The following is a 13422-nucleotide window of genomic DNA, read 5'->3' as shown; positions in this document are numbered from 1 at the left end:
GGACTTCTGGTGGCCACGACCGAAATCCAGGGCGAAGATCGAACCGACTGCACGCCCGGAGATTCGGTATAGATGCACTCGCTGTCACAGCAGCCGCCGAGCAGATGGCGACCTGCCGCACCGTTGGCAAAGCACCCGCCGACGCAACCTGGGAACCAGACCCCCTCAAAGCCAACCCGCCGAAGCAACATTCTGTTTATCAAATCCGATGTCTTGTTATGGACCGTGTGGCATGCAGGTAACTGGGATGTCAACGCGACCTCGATCGTAATCAAACATGCCTATATCACCTCCAATCCGTGGCGTATTGCGACGCTTTCCTAGAAGAAGGCGCGTACTAGACCGCAGAGGTCTTGCCAGTATTACAAGCTTGGAGACCCGAGCTGGGGTAAGAACGCGTTCGGCTATAAGAACTTCGCTGCCGTCGCATGCCCAGCAACATTTGCCGAGTTTCAGCACGCAAATGGGCGAGACGTCTTCATGCACCCGCCTGCTACGCGGTTGCACCCACCCTCACAAGTCTTGCACCCACCTGGCCGGAACCTGCACCCACCTAGAGCCTTGTATCAAAATGAACGTCTAAGTAACCACCCCGGCTCTTCGCGAATACCCCGATACATCCTGCTGACGACAATGACGGCCTGTTACCGGGGTCTCCATTGCTGTTGACATCGGTGAGCAGTTCGGCTAGGAGCGCGCGTTGGTGGTGCTTGGTTCTCACCGTCCGTAGTGGTAGCGACAGGCGGCGATGCGGACCTCGTCGTCGATGACCTTGTAGACCAGCCGGTGCTCGTCGGTGATCCGTCTTGACCAGTAGCCAGACAAGCCGTGTTTTAGGGCTTCGGGCTTTCCGATGCCGTCGTTGCCGTTGCGGGCGATGTCATTGATGAGCTTGTTGATGCGCTTGAGCGTGCGGCGATCCTCGGTCTGCCACCACAGGTAATCTTCCCAGGCGGCTTCATCCCAGACGAGGATCATGTCTCAGTCTTTGACGAGGTCGTGTTGTGTTCCGTGGCCGTGCTCCAGGTTGTCGATGGAATCGAGCAGGCGACGGGCGTTGGCAGGGGAGCGGAGTAGATAGGCGGTCTCGCGCAGCGACTCGTAGTCGGCTAGTGAGACGATCACGACTGGCTCGTGGCCGGCGCGGGTGATGATGGCCTCTTCGCGGTTGTTGACGACATCGTCGAGTACCTGGGCGTAGCTGGCGCGGGACTCGGTGTAGCTGAGCGTCTTCATGGCTCTCCCTCCTGTACGGAAAACAGTACGTCGCGGGTGATACGACGGCAAGGCCGATGAAGTCGGTGTTGCAGGAGCGAGTCGCAGCTTCCGCTCAGTGTCTCTTGGTGGCGGTGAGTCCAGAGCTGGTCTCCGTGAGAAGCATGGCGACTTTTGCACCTGCCAGGAACCAAGGTGTCTGCTTTGTACTAGAGGTCAAGCATGGATTTTTGCTAGCTTGTAGCCAATAGTTCAGCCCGCCTCGACCTCGGCCGAGAGTGGGATGGATCTGCCAGTTTTTCGTCCGAGAATCGCTCTCCCCGAACGAGGTCGCAGCGTTATTGAGAGCAGCTCGCAGGGCTGGAAAAACGGGACCTGGATGTGCGAAGGTGGACGACAGTGAATGAAATTGACCTTGATGTGAAGAAATTTGCCAGAATCCTTGGCAAGCTTGAAGAGCATCTGGAGGTATCTGATGCGTTCGAGGACGCCGTAGTGGGGCAAAGTGAGCGTCGGTGGTCATCGCAGCGTGAGCACATGACGAGCTGGTTTAGGGGACAGCGCACGACCGGATCTGGTGCTTATACGCGCAACAAACCGAACCATTCAGCCAAACGCGCTTATAACCGGCTTCAGAGCCCAGAGGGGCTATTGTGGATCGCAGAGGCCCTCGGCGCCGACACTGAACTCGTACGGGCGGCAGCTGATGAAGCGCTGGCTGCCAAGCCCAACCAGTCGCGATGCGCTGTTATTCGACGCCACCTGCCATGGCCCATGATTGCCGAACTGGCGACGTCCCGGACGAGATGGCGTCGTCGATGAACCACACTTGGGCTGGTTTCGCTCATCCTGTTTTGAGCCGCCAGCAGTCCATGACGACTGCCGGAGTCGGCATGAGATTAACCTATCTTGATACGTTTAATATCTTCTTTGAAGAGTCAACGACATCTGACAGCACCACCATTGAGGAAATGGCAAGTTCTTCAGTTATCGTAGAATAACTATATTCAACAGTGCTCAACCCGCTGGCGACATCAATTGTTGGAATGGTATTTAGCCCGGTAACGTAGCCTAAACCATTCACTACATACCAAGAACAAGTTGACCTGCTGTGTTTACGAGGTATGTACATCGCTGGCCGAGCACGCGCTAAGCGCTCCCCAACTAGAGTCGTGGCTCACATCAATGAGTATCCTGCATCACCGAATATCCTGCGCAATCTGGCGCTCACGACGCCCGTATGTTCAACCGTGTCTCTAAACTCAAGGACGATCCCCAGCTGGCAGCCGTCCGGGCACGTGAACCGCGTCTTCGGCCCGCTCTCGCTTCTCTGGCATATCTAGTCCTTGCGGCAGAACTCGCACTCGTACCCGTCAGGCAGTCCCGATGCCCAATCAGGCGTGCTAGCCATCAGCTCGAAGATCTCGCTAGCGGTGACGGTGGTGGTTTCGACGACGATCTCATCACGAACATGCATCACGATCTTGTGCCCAGCCTAGCTCACGTGGTGGATGCCGTAGGCCAATAGGTCGTTGAGCACTGCTGGTAGTCCGGTCGTCGTCACGGTGCTATGCCGATGACGCTATGCGCTCGGTATGGGGATAAGTTAGAAACCAACAACGCGGGAGCCCACTGGCCGCTGTGGGCTGAGAGGGCGCCAAGAAGGTGCCGACCGCCTGAACCTGTCCGGGTTATGCCGGCGAAGGGAGTGCTTGACGTGGCTGAATTGTCGAATCTGGTGTCGGAATCTGTGGAGCGTTTACGTCGGGATAAGCCGTTGGTGCAGTGCTTGACGAACATCGTGGTCGCTAATTTCACGGCCAATGTGCTGCTAGCTGCAGGGGCGGTTCCCGCTATGGTCGATAACCCTCAGGAGTCTGAGGGATTCGCGTCTGCTGCCGATGGTGTGCTCGTCAATACGGGAACCCCTTACCGAGAAACCGCCGAAGCCATGGTTGTTGCTGCGCGCGGTGCCGTAACTAGCAATACGCCATGGGTGCTTGATCCAGTAGGGGTGGGTATGCCATGGCGCACCCAGGTAGCTCTCGACGCCTTGCACGTTGGCGCTCCCGCCGTCATCAGGGCTAACGCCTCCGAAGTGTTGACGTTAGCTGGCGCCGATGCGTCCGCGCGAGGGCCAGAGGCGGGAGACACCGTTGAGGATGCGTTGACGTCTGCGGTTCAGTTAGTGCGCGACCACAACTGCGTGGTGTCCATTAGTGGTCCTGTCGATCACATTCTTGATGCTGACCGCCATGTGACCGTGTCATCGGGACATGAGTGGATGACGCGAGTCACCGGGGTGGGATGCTCGTTGGGGGCCCTCACGGCGGCTTTTGCTGGCGTCCAGAATGACCACCTCATTGCGGCCGCGTCCGCGACCGCCATGCTGTGTGTGGCTGCTGAGCGGGCGGTCGAGCGCAGTGCGGGTCCAGGCGCTTTCGCTCAAGCTCTCATTGACGAATTATTCTTAGTTTCGCCCGACGAAGTCGGCGAACGGGGAGGGTTTCGCGATGTCACGGCCTGATTTTGATCTATCGGTCTATCTCGTGACTGATACTGACCAATGTGGTGGTCCTGATGAGGTCGTCGAGACTGTTCGGCGTGCCATCGCTGGTGGCGTGACCCTGGTGCAGCTGCGCGACCACGATCTGTCCGACGATGAGTTCGTTGTTTTGGGGCGACGCATCAAGGATGTGTGTATCCCGGCTGGAGTGCCCCTCATCGTCGATGACCGGGTCCATCTCGTCGCCGAGATCGGAGCCGACGGTGCCCATATTGGCCAGTCGGACATGCCTGTTGATCAAGCCCGCGCGATGCTGGGCGATGATCTGCTTATCGGCTTGTCCGCACAGACTCCTGCTCAGGTAGAGGCTGCGCTGTCCCAGGGGCGCGATGTCGTCGACTATCTGGGGGTTGGGGCGCTGCATGGTACTGGAACTAAACCCGAGGCTGGCGAGCTCGGGTTGGCCGGCATACGCGACGTCGTCGACGTCAGTCCGTGGCCGGTGTGCGTCATTGGGGGAGTTACTGCGGCTGACGCTCAAGACCTTGCCCGGTTGGGTTGTGATGGCCTCAGCGTTGTTTCGGCGATCTGCCGGAGTACTGACCCCGAGGCGAGCGCCCGGGAACTTGCTCAAGCGTGGCGCAACGCGAAAGCGTGATGGACCGCGTGCACAAACGGCCAGGGTCGCTGGCATCTTGTTCAGATGAGCGGCCCTGGTGCGCAGCGTTCTGAATAAGGTGCGAGGCCACCTTAAGATGACCGTCATGAGCACTTTTGACGCCACTCGTCGCGCCTCCAAGATTTCTGTTGTTGGTGCTGGTTCGGTCGGTTCCTCACTGGCTTACGCCTGCCTCATCCGCGGATCTGCCGACCTCGTTTCCCTGTACGACATTGCCAAGGACAAAGTTGAGGCTGAGGTGGCGGACCTCGCCCACGGCACTCAGTTCACCCCGGCGTCGGTCATGGGTGGCGCTGACGTCCACGACACTGCCGATTCTGACGTCGTCTTCATCACGGCCGGAGCTAGGCAGAAGCCGGGCCAGACTCGTCTTGACCTGGCTGGCGTCAATGCCGGTATTTTGCGCTCCCTCATGCCACAACTTGTTGAGCAGTCCCCAAATGCCCTGTTTGTGCTGGTGACAAATCCGTGCGACGTGCTGACTGTCGTTGCTCAGCAGGCTACCGGGTTGCCTGCTAACCGTGTTTTCTCCACGGGCACCATGCTCGACACCTCGCGGCTGCGCTGGCTCATCCGTCAGTGGGCGAACGTAGAGCAGCGTCACGTCCATGCCACCATCGTGGGCGAGCACGGTGATTCGGAGTTCCCGCTGTGGTCGACGGCTAATATCTCGGGAGTACCGATTCGCGAGTGGGCAGTTGACGGTGAGCAGGTGTTCACTGAAGAGGTGCTGGCCGACCTTGCCCACGAGGCAGCTTTTGCTGCATACAAAATTATTGAGGGCAAAGGCGCCACGAATTACGCCATCGGGTTGACGGGTGCACGTCTGGCCGAGGCTTTGCTCCGTCCAGGCCGGTCTGTCCTGCCGTTGTCAAGTGTTATGACAAATGTGCATGGGATCTCTGGAGTGGCTTTGTCGATGCCCTGTCTCGTCTCTCGAGACGGCATTGAGGGGGTCGTCCCGGTCTCTATGGACGCCGACGAAATCGCCTCTCTCAAGGCGTCAGCGGAACGCTTGCGTGACACTTTGTCATCGATCTCGTGACCTGATGACCATTTGTGCTGCTGACCGCATAAGCTAGGGGATATGTCAGTTCCCTTTCAGTATGCGCACGATGACGACGGAGACTTTTTGAGGATCGCGGCTCGTGGCCAGGAGGTGTTGACGAACCCCCTGACTAACCGTGGCACTGCCTTCACTCTCGAGCAGCGGAAGGCGCTCGGTCTCACCGGCCTACTGCCGTCGGGAGTCATGACTATCACTGATCAGCTCAAGCGGGTATATGCACAATATTCGGCACAGCCTGATGATTTGGCAAAATACCTGTACCTCAATCACATGCATGACCGAAATGAGGTGCTGTATTTCCGTCTTCTGGCCGAGCATATTGAGGAGATGCTTCCGATCGTTTATACACCGACGATTGGTAAGGCTATTGAGGAATACAGCCACTGGTACGACCGTCCGCGTGGCATCTACCTGTCCATCGACGATCCGGAGGATATGGGGCAAGCGCTCTGCCAGCTGGGGCATGGCCCTGACGATGTTGACCTCATTGTGGTCACCGACGCTGAGGGCATTCTGGGTATTGGCGACCAGGGCGTCGGCGGTGTTGCGATCACGGTTGGAAAGCTGGCCGTGTACACTGCTGCCGCAGGAATACACCCTCACCGCGTGCTCCCGGTTATCCTCGATGTGGGCACCGACAATATGGAGCGTCTCAACGACGACGGCTACCTTGGGGTACGCCACCCCCGCGTGCGTGGTGAGCGTTACGACGAGTTCGTTCAGCAGTACGTTGAAACCGCTCACCGCATGTTCCCCCATGCCCTGCTGCATTGGGAGGACTTCGCGGCCGGTAACGCCACACGGATACTCAATAAGTATCGAGATGATTACTGCACCTTTAATGACGATATCCAGGGCACTGCGGCCGTTGTCGTAGCGGCGGTCTTAAGTGCTGTCAAATTATCCGGTATTCCGCTGAGTAAGCACCGCATTGTCATCCACGGCGCTGGGTCAGCTGGAACCGGAATTGCGAATTTACTGGTGCAGCTTATGGTCAGCCAGGGCGTTGATGAAAAGACGGCTCGGTCTCACTTCTGGGGACTCGGTTCGCGAGGCCTGCTGCGAGAAGGCTTGCGACTGCGCGACTTCCAGCAACCCTTCGCTCGTAGCAAGGAGGAGTTGGAAGGTTGGACCCTCGATAATCCAGACAAGTACACGCTCAGCGACGTAATACGAAACGTTCACCCGACGATCCTTATTGGCTGTTCTGCCCAGCCTGGCGCCTTTACTGAGGAGATCGTCACGACGATGGCTGCCCACTGCGAGCGTCCGGTGATCATGCCGCTATCCAACCCGACCCGTAAAGCTGAAGCCTTGCCGTCCGACATCCTGAAGTGGACTGATGGGCGTGCCCTAGTTGCCACCGGATCACCGTTCAAGCCGGTCATGATGAACGGTGTGACCTACCAGATCGCGCAGGCCAATAACGCTTTGGTTTTCCCGGGAATCGGGTTAGGGACTATTGCCGTTCGGGCGTCTCGAGTTACCAGCGGGATGGTTGCAGCAGCTGCCGAGGCGGTGGCGATGCACGCCGATAGCCGTGTTGTGGGGGCATCACTGCTGCCGTCGATTAAGAACCTGAGGCCCTTGTCGGCATCTGTGGCCATTGCTGTTGCCCAGCAAGCGATGGAGGAGGGCGTCGCAACCGAGATGACGGACAACCCAGTTGAGAAGGTGTTCTCGGCGATGTGGCAGCCGCGCTATCCGCGCGTCGAGGTTGCCTAATACGCGGGGAATGACTAGCGCTTCATAGGCTCTGGCGCTAGTCATGCTTTGATGGTTAATGCCGAGATGGGGGAGGACATTCCCGATCCGTGGGTGAGCATCACGGTGGAGTCAGTTCGTGGACAGTCGATGGTGATCGTGCCGTGAACCTTCTGACCTTGTGCCACGGCGGTTCCGAGAGAACCAGTGGGTAGCTGGCTTGCCTGATGGATATTGGTCGACTCGTTTTCCATGATGAAGAAGGTGTAGTCGCTCAGAGAACCTTTGCTGACTGCGATGGTCACCGTCAGGGTAACGGTGTTAGGCCCCCATTCCACGTTGTCGATCGACCACCATCCTTCGGCACCATCATCTTTCGAGGAGAAAGGCAACGAGGATGCGACGGCGGTAGCTGATGCTGGGATGCGCTTCAGGGCAGATGACGTGGACGTCGCAACGGGAGACGGCGTCGGGGTAACGGGGGCCGCTGGCTCACTAGTGACTCGGCGTGCCACGATGACCAGTGCGATGACGATCGCAACGACGATGATCGCTGCGATCCAGCCGCCGTGGCGTTTCGGTGGCTGGTACTGGCTGATGTCAGGCGGTTGGCTCATGGTGGCTCTACTGTACGTTGTTGTCGGCGGATGATGTTGTCCACAGCCTGGCATTGGGATGAGATGGCGTCGATGGGAGTTGTCCACAGATTCGAAATTGCGTGGCGAATTCGGCGGGGTGACGACGACAACTGGTGGTATGACAGCACGACATTCCTCCACCACTAATGGCCGAGACCCGCTGACCATCCGGACCGTTGAAGAAGCGGTGACCTTGGCTCCGTACCTCTTGGGATTTCAACCAAGCGAGAGTCTGGTTCTCATCGTCGCTGACGACGGTGCTGCGTGTCAGGGCTTCGTTGCCCGAGCTGATCTTGACGACCTCGCATCCACCGTCGCTATGGATGCCTTTGTGTCACGAGTCAGCCCCTTGGCAGGGCGGGGTCGAGCGGTCGTGCTGGCGTTCAGTCGTCGTCAAGATCGTGCCATGACGATTGTGGCAACCGCCTTCCATGCAATGGAGGGCATGAATATCGGTGACGCTGCGTGGACTGACGGTGAATACTGGCGCAGCATTTTTTGCGATGAGCGAGGCTGTCGTGACAACCACCGCTTTGCTCCAGATCCGGCTATTTCGGCTGAGGCGGTTTATCGCGGGCTGAGCGTGTTGCCCAGTCGTACCAGTCTCGTCCATGCACTTTCGGGCCCAGGGCGCACATGTGATCCAGATACCCGCAGACAGCTGGCCAACGCTCGACGGCGGCTGTCCCGTAAGGACGACGACGCCGTGGCTGCCCGGTGCCAACTCCTCTTCGAGTCTGATGAGATCAACGATGGTGTCGTGACGGAGCTTGTGGTCGCTGTTCAGCGTAGCGGCGTAGCGCGCAGACTGTGGATGTCAATGGAACGGGCTGACGCGTCGCGGTGGCTGACGATATGGAGCCGTGCAGTCGAGATCGTCCCCGACCGGATGGCGGCGGCACCATTGTCTCTCTGCGGTCTGGCAGGATGGCTGAGCGGTGAGGGGGCAGTGGCAGCAGTGTGCGCACGCCGATGCGAATTCATGGCCGCAGCAGGCACCCTGTCCGCCGCGCTGGCAGTGATCCTTGACGCTTTCGTTCCGCCCAAAATGTGGGACGTCATGGATCATGATCCAGCAGTGATTGTCGACCCACGTGTGGATGAGGCTGACGAGGGATTGAACCTATCGGCGTAGCGACGGGGCTACACCCGGGTACCGACGAGGTGACCGATGAGATAGGTGATCGTCATGGAGCAGATGCCGACGATGATGTTGCGGGCGATGGGGCGGGCCTTTCCGCTTCCACTGGCAATTGCCGAGCCCAGACCGGTGAGGAACAAGCCGATTATGGTCGCGGCGATGGTGATATAAACCCGGGTCGCGGTCGGAGAGCACACCATGGCCAACAGCGGTACGAGCGCGCCAACGGTGAACGCGGCCATCGAGGCGAAGGCGGCGTGCCACGGGTTGGTGTACTCGTCGGGGTTAATGCCGAGCTCAGCTTCGGCGTGGGCGCGCAGTGGGTCATGGGCCGTGAGCTCTGCCGCCACCTGCCGGGCGGTGTCATGGCATAACCCTTTTTCTGCGTAGATCCCGGCGAGTTCCTCGAGCTCCTCATCAGGAAAATCGCGTAGCTCGGCGGCTTCCTTAGCCATGACAGCTTTCTCAATGTCGCGCTGGGAACTTACAGATACGTATTCGCCGCCTGCCATAGACAATGCACCAGCGACCAGGCCAGCCAGGCCAGCAATGAGGAGGGAGGAACGATCGACGGTGGCACCTGCGACACCCATGACAATGCCCGCTGTCGAGATAATGCCGTCATTGGCGCCCAGCACGGCGGCACGCAGCCAGTTGAGTTTTGAATTGAGGCTGCCCATGCCTTTGTCGGCCTCGTGAGGTCGACGTGTAGGTGCCGACGAGTCAGCAGGTTCGGTTGAAGAAACGTCGTGGACGAGGGGAGATTCAGCCGCAATGGTGGGCGTTCCCGTCTTCTCGTCGGGCGTGTTCACGCCGTGTGCCGTGGTGTGCATAGCAATACTGTGCGCCTGTCTAACGGCTGGTCACAAGGAAGGACAGGGAACCCTGACGCTAGGTGTGGGGCTGTATCGCTAAACTCAGGCCCATATGTGTTGCGGGTCTGGTTGGACCTGCAGTGGATCCGAGAGGTGTGACGTGAGCGACGACGTGCGCGAGACGACGGGCTACGACGCGGCTGCAGCCCAGGAGAAGTGGTCTAAGTACTGGGAGGAGCACCGCACCTTCGCAGCTCTTGACGATGGTTCAAAGGAACGTCGTTACGTGCTTGACATGTTCGCCTACCCCTCTGGCGACCTTCACATGGGCCACGCTGAAGCATTCGCCATCGGCGATGTGTTGGCCCGTTACTGGCGGCTGCGCGGATTCGACGTCCTGCACCCGGTGGGGTGGGACTCCTTTGGTCTACCGGCTGAGAATGCCGCGATCAAGCATGGCACCCATCCCGCGGAATGGACCTACCACAACATTGACACTCAAGCAGCGTCGTTTAAGCGGTACGCGGTTTCTTTTGACTGGTCGATGAGACTGCACACCTCAGACGAGGAGTACTACCGCTGGACCCAATGGCTGTTTAACCGCTTCTTCGAAAAAGGGCTGACGTACCGCAAGGATTCCTGGGCGAACTGGTGCCCCAACGATCAGACGGTGCTCGCCAACGAGCAGGTCAAAGACGGGTGTTGCGAACGTTGCGGCGCCGTCGTGACTAAGCGTCAGCTTAATCAGTGGTATTTCCGTATTACCGACTATGCCCAGCGCCTGCTCGACGATATGGATCAGATCGAGGGCACGTGGCCCGAGCGTGTGCTGTCGATGCAGCGCAACTGGATCGGTCGCTCTGAGGGCGCTTACGTTGATTTCACCATTGATGGCCGTGCCGAGCCAGTAAAGGTTTTCACGACCCGCCCGGACACCCTGTACGGAGCGACCTTCATGGTGGTGGCTCCCGACTCGGCCTTGGCCCAAGAGGTCGTTTCCGATGAGGCTCGGCCAGCTTTTGAGGCTTACCTTGACGAGGTCAAGAAGAAGTCCGAAATTGAGCGGCAATCCACCGATCACGAGAAGACAGGTGTGCCCCTCGGAGTTGAGGCCACTAACCCCGTCAATGGCGCCAAGATTCCGGTGTGGGCAGGTGACTACGTGCTAGCGGACTACGGGACGGGTGCCGTCATGGCTGTACCCGCTCACGACCAGCGCGACCTCGACTTCGCGCGCGCATATGGCATTGACGTCATCCCTGTCATTGACACCGGTGAAGCCGATCCGCGCGAGTCTGGGATCGCCACGACAGGTGACGGCGCTTACCAGAATTCTGGATTCCTCGACGGCATCACCACGAAGGCTGAGGCTATCGCGAAGATGTGTGAGGTCCTTAAAGAGAAGGGGGTAGGCGAGCCGACAGTCACCTACCGGTTGCGCGATTGGCTGCTGAGTCGTCAACGGTTTTGGGGATGCCCCATTCCGATCATCCACTGCGAGTCATGTGGTGACGTCCCTGTCCCTGACGATCAGCTGCCAGTGACATTGCCTGATTTGCGCGGCGCTGACCTTGCTCCCAAAGGAACGTCACCGTTAGCCGGTGACGAAGCGAAGGAATGGCGTTCCGTTTCCTGCCCGTCATGCGGAGGACCCGCGCAACGCGACACCGACACCATGGATACCTTCGTAGACTCTTCGTGGTATTTCCTGCGTTACTGCTCCCCGCACTATGACGAAGGCCCATTTGACGTGGAGGCGGTTCGTCGCTGGATGCCAGTAGCCCAATACATCGGTGGCGTCGAGCATGCCACGATGCACCTGCTGTACTCGCGATTCTTCACCAAAGTGCTGCATGACCTCGGCATGGTCGACTTCACCGAACCTTTCCAGCGACTCATGAACCAGGGCCAAGTCATCAATGAGGGCCGGGCGATGTCGAAGTCGCTAGGCAACGGCGTGGATCTCGGCAAGCAGATCGACGAATTCGGCGTCGATGCGGTGCGTACCACCGTCATCTTTGCTGGTCCACCAGATGAGGACATCGACTGGGCCGACGTCTCCCCAGCCTCGACGTTGAAGTTCTTGCAGCGTGCCTGGCGTGTGGCATCCGAGGTTACGAGCGATCCTGACGTCGACGTGACGGCCGGTGACGTCAGCCTGCGTCGGGTCACCCACCGAAGTATTGCCGACATCACTGACCTGATAGAGGGCGGACGTTACAACGTCGTTGTGGCGCGGATCATGGAGCTGGTCAATGCCACCCGCAAGGCGATAGATTCCGGATGCGGCCCAGCTGATCCTGCGGTGCGCGAAGCTGTCACATTTACTGCCCAGGCGCTGTCCCTGGTGGCACCGTACCTGGCTGAGGAGATGTGGGAAATACTCGGTTTGGAAGCCTCTGTCGCCAACTCTCAATGGCCGACACCTGACGAGACATTGCTCGTTGCCGAGGAGGTGACCATGGTGGTCCAGGTGACAGGAAAGGTACGCGCGAAAATCCAGGTAAGTCCCGACATCACCGAGGATGAGGCCCGCGAGGTGGCCCTGGCCGACGCGAACGTGCAGCGTTTTACCAAGGGCAAAGAAATCGTCAAGGTCATTACCCGACTGCCAAAGATGATTTCGATCGTCGCGAAGTGACGGTGTGATCAGCTCTTTCACGCAATTGCGTGGCTTATCAGTTTCGTGCTGACATGACGGGTTGGCGGCGAGCCTGTGGATAGCGGGTTCGCCGCCACATCACGTTATCCACAGTTTTGACATTTCGTGGCGAAAATCTGGTTGCTCCGACGACAACTGAAGGTATGAGTGACGACTACCGAGAGCGTCTTGAGGACCTTATGGCGCGGCTGCCCGCCCGAAATCTGGGGCCTCGCCGCTCAGCAACCCCAGTTGAGGAGGAGCCGACGACGTCAAAGGGGGCCTCAACCCCTCAGCGACCAGTAACCCGGGTACACGCATCAGCAGTGGGGATTGTCCTTGTCGTCGTGCTATCTGTCATTGCTGTCGTTCTCATGCGCTCGAAACCTACCGAAGTTCCAGCAGGCGCCGTGATGGTGTCGACAGTGCCTGAAGGGGCGACCATGCCTGGTCGGGAGACCAGTGAGGTACAGGTAGCACCGGACAACACCCCAGTTGCCGAGGTTCCCGCCTCGACGACGCCCACACCTATCCAAGTTCACGTGGCCGGACGGGTAAAGCATCCTGGTGTATATACCGTTAATCCTGACGCTCGGGTCGCCGATGCTATCCAAGCTGCCGGCGGGATGACGTCAGGTGCCCAACCTGGGCATCTCAACCTTGCTGCTCCAGTCTGTGACGGGTGCCAGGTGTGGATCCCCTCACGTGGAGATGGGGCGGTGACGTCGCCAGACCGCAGTGCTGGTGGCCTTCCGGGGCCTACAACCGGGGTGAACAGTAAGGGTGGCGCAGCAGCGACGTCACGTGCCGGTAGCGCCCAGATCAACCTCAACACTGCTAGCCAGAGTGAGCTTGAAACGATCGATGGCATCGGTCCAGTGATGGCAGGCAAGATCATGGCTTGGCGTCAGGAGCACGGGCAGTTCTCGTCCATCGACCAGCTGCGGGAGATTTCTGGAATCGGGTCGAAGACCTTCGAAAAGATCAAGCCGCATGTCACGGTCTAAACCTCGT

The 13422-nt window shown here is 58.9% G+C and carries 14 protein-coding genes and 1 riboswitch; of the genes, 9 read left to right on the top strand and 5 right to left on the bottom strand.

Features of this window, described 5'->3' with window-relative positions:
* Window positions 1–717 precede the first annotated feature (717 nt).
* Both FYJ43_RS06725 and FYJ43_RS06720 read right to left on the bottom strand, forming a co-directional pair.
* Complete coding sequence (locus FYJ43_RS06725; protein WP_154563108.1) at window positions 718–978, bottom strand: Txe/YoeB family addiction module toxin; 261 nt, start codon at window positions 976–978, stop codon at window positions 718–720.
* 3 nt (window positions 979–981) lie between these two features.
* Window positions 982–1236 carry a type II toxin-antitoxin system Phd/YefM family antitoxin gene (locus FYJ43_RS06720; protein WP_154563106.1) on the bottom strand — a complete coding sequence of 85 codons (255 nt, stop codon included), beginning with the start codon at window positions 1234–1236 and terminating at the stop codon, window positions 982–984.
* A gap of 378 nt (window positions 1237–1614) precedes the next feature.
* Between FYJ43_RS06720 and FYJ43_RS06715 the strand changes: the two genes are divergently transcribed.
* Window positions 1615–2037 (top strand): hypothetical protein, encoded by a 423-nt coding sequence (locus tag FYJ43_RS06715; RefSeq protein WP_154563104.1) that lies wholly within the window; start codon window positions 1615–1617, stop codon window positions 2035–2037.
* 517 nt (window positions 2038–2554) lie between these two features.
* On the opposite strand, the gene FYJ43_RS06710 is transcribed toward FYJ43_RS06715, so the two are convergent.
* Complete coding sequence (locus FYJ43_RS06710) at window positions 2555–2692, bottom strand: hypothetical protein (protein ID WP_229771636.1); 138 nt, start codon at window positions 2690–2692, stop codon at window positions 2555–2557.
* A 134-nt stretch (window positions 2693–2826) separates the two neighbouring features.
* Window positions 2827–2940: riboswitch (TPP riboswitch) on the top strand.
* On the opposite strand from FYJ43_RS06710, the gene thiM reads away from it, so the two are divergent.
* The 4 genes from thiM to FYJ43_RS06690 all read left to right on the top strand — a co-directional run bounded on the left by thiM (window position 2909) and on the right by FYJ43_RS06690 (window position 7194).
* Window positions 2909–3742 (top strand): hydroxyethylthiazole kinase, encoded by an 834-nt coding sequence (gene thiM, locus FYJ43_RS06705; protein WP_154563102.1) that lies wholly within the window; start codon window positions 2909–2911, stop codon window positions 3740–3742. (Overlaps the previous riboswitch by 32 nt.)
* Window positions 3729–4379, top strand: a complete 651-nt coding sequence (gene thiE / locus FYJ43_RS06700; RefSeq protein WP_154563100.1) for a thiamine phosphate synthase — start codon at window positions 3729–3731, stop codon at window positions 4377–4379. Before thiM ends, thiE begins: the two co-directional genes overlap by 14 nt.
* Before the next feature lie 97 nt (window positions 4380–4476).
* A complete protein-coding gene (locus FYJ43_RS06695) occupies window positions 4477–5445 on the top strand; it encodes an L-lactate dehydrogenase (protein ID WP_154563516.1) in 969 nt (322 codons plus the stop codon).
* Window positions 5446–5487: 42 nt separating this feature from the next.
* A complete protein-coding gene (locus FYJ43_RS06690; RefSeq protein WP_154563098.1) occupies window positions 5488–7194 on the top strand; it encodes an NAD-dependent malic enzyme in 1707 nt (568 codons plus the stop codon).
* A gap of 41 nt (window positions 7195–7235) precedes the next feature.
* Here FYJ43_RS06690 and FYJ43_RS06685 read toward each other — a convergent pair whose 3' ends face one another.
* On the bottom strand, window positions 7236–7478 hold the full coding sequence (locus tag FYJ43_RS06685; RefSeq protein ID WP_326833406.1) for a hypothetical protein: 243 nt from the start codon (window positions 7476–7478) through the stop codon (window positions 7236–7238).
* Between FYJ43_RS06685 and FYJ43_RS06680 the strand changes: the two genes are divergently transcribed.
* Window positions 7471–7824, top strand: a complete 354-nt coding sequence (locus FYJ43_RS06680) for a hypothetical protein (protein ID WP_154563096.1) — start codon at window positions 7471–7473, stop codon at window positions 7822–7824. The two genes, FYJ43_RS06685 and FYJ43_RS06680, sit on opposite strands and share 8 nt — an antisense overlap.
* 105 nt (window positions 7825–7929) lie before the next feature.
* Window positions 7930–8946: a DUF4192 domain-containing protein gene (locus FYJ43_RS06675; RefSeq protein WP_154563512.1), complete on the top strand. Its 1017-nt coding sequence runs from the start codon at window positions 7930–7932 to the stop codon at window positions 8944–8946.
* Window positions 8947–8954: 8 nt separating this feature from the next.
* Here the strand turns inward: FYJ43_RS06675 and FYJ43_RS06670 are convergent, their stop codons facing one another.
* Complete coding sequence (locus FYJ43_RS06670; protein ID WP_154563094.1) at window positions 8955–9785, bottom strand: VIT1/CCC1 transporter family protein; 831 nt, start codon at window positions 9783–9785, stop codon at window positions 8955–8957.
* 142 nt (window positions 9786–9927) lie between these two features.
* Between FYJ43_RS06670 and leuS the strand changes: the two genes are divergently transcribed.
* Both leuS and FYJ43_RS06660 read left to right on the top strand, forming a co-directional pair.
* Window positions 9928–12408 carry a leucine--tRNA ligase gene (gene leuS / locus FYJ43_RS06665; protein WP_326833405.1) on the top strand — a complete coding sequence of 827 codons (2481 nt, stop codon included), beginning with the start codon at window positions 9928–9930 and terminating at the stop codon, window positions 12406–12408.
* 164 nt (window positions 12409–12572) lie between these two features.
* Complete coding sequence (locus tag FYJ43_RS06660) at window positions 12573–13415, top strand: helix-hairpin-helix domain-containing protein (RefSeq protein WP_154563090.1); 843 nt, start codon at window positions 12573–12575, stop codon at window positions 13413–13415.
* Window positions 13416–13422 lie beyond the last annotated feature (7 nt).

Source organism: Cutibacterium porci, assembly GCF_009696315.1.
In the GTDB taxonomy this organism is placed as follows: domain Bacteria; phylum Actinomycetota; class Actinomycetes; order Propionibacteriales; family Propionibacteriaceae; genus Cutibacterium; species Cutibacterium porci.
Note: the sequence above shows the minus strand (reverse complement) of the source record. Positions and strands in the feature narration are given on the sequence as shown.

Excerpts from the sequence above, each read along its gene's own strand:
- FYJ43_RS06660 (WP_154563090.1), top strand. The coding sequence starts at position 12,573 with ATGAGTGACGACTACCGAGAGCGTCTTGAGGACCTTATGGCGCGGCTG.
- FYJ43_RS06680 (WP_154563096.1), top strand. The coding sequence starts at position 7,471 with ATGGTCACCGTCAGGGTAACGGTGTTAGGCCCCCATTCCACGTTGTCG.
- thiE (WP_154563100.1), top strand. The coding sequence starts at position 3,729 with ATGTCACGGCCTGATTTTGATCTATCGGTCTATCTCGTGACTGATACT.
- thiM (WP_154563102.1), top strand. The coding sequence starts at position 2,909 with ATGCCGGCGAAGGGAGTGCTTGACGTGGCTGAATTGTCGAATCTGGTG.
- FYJ43_RS06690 (WP_154563098.1), top strand. The coding sequence starts at position 5,488 with ATGTCAGTTCCCTTTCAGTATGCGCACGATGACGACGGAGACTTTTTG.
- FYJ43_RS06695 (WP_154563516.1), top strand. The coding sequence starts at position 4,477 with ATGACCGTCATGAGCACTTTTGACGCCACTCGTCGCGCCTCCAAGATT.
- FYJ43_RS06675 (WP_154563512.1), top strand. The coding sequence starts at position 7,930 with ATGACAGCACGACATTCCTCCACCACTAATGGCCGAGACCCGCTGACC.
- FYJ43_RS06670 (WP_154563094.1), bottom strand. The coding sequence starts at position 9,785 with ATGCACACCACGGCACACGGCGTGAACACGCCCGACGAGAAGACGGGA.
- FYJ43_RS06710 (WP_229771636.1), bottom strand. The coding sequence starts at position 2,692 with ATGCATGTTCGTGATGAGATCGTCGTCGAAACCACCACCGTCACCGCT.
- FYJ43_RS06725 (WP_154563108.1), bottom strand. The coding sequence starts at position 978 with ATGATCCTCGTCTGGGATGAAGCCGCCTGGGAAGATTACCTGTGGTGG.
- FYJ43_RS06720 (WP_154563106.1), bottom strand. The coding sequence starts at position 1,236 with ATGAAGACGCTCAGCTACACCGAGTCCCGCGCCAGCTACGCCCAGGTA.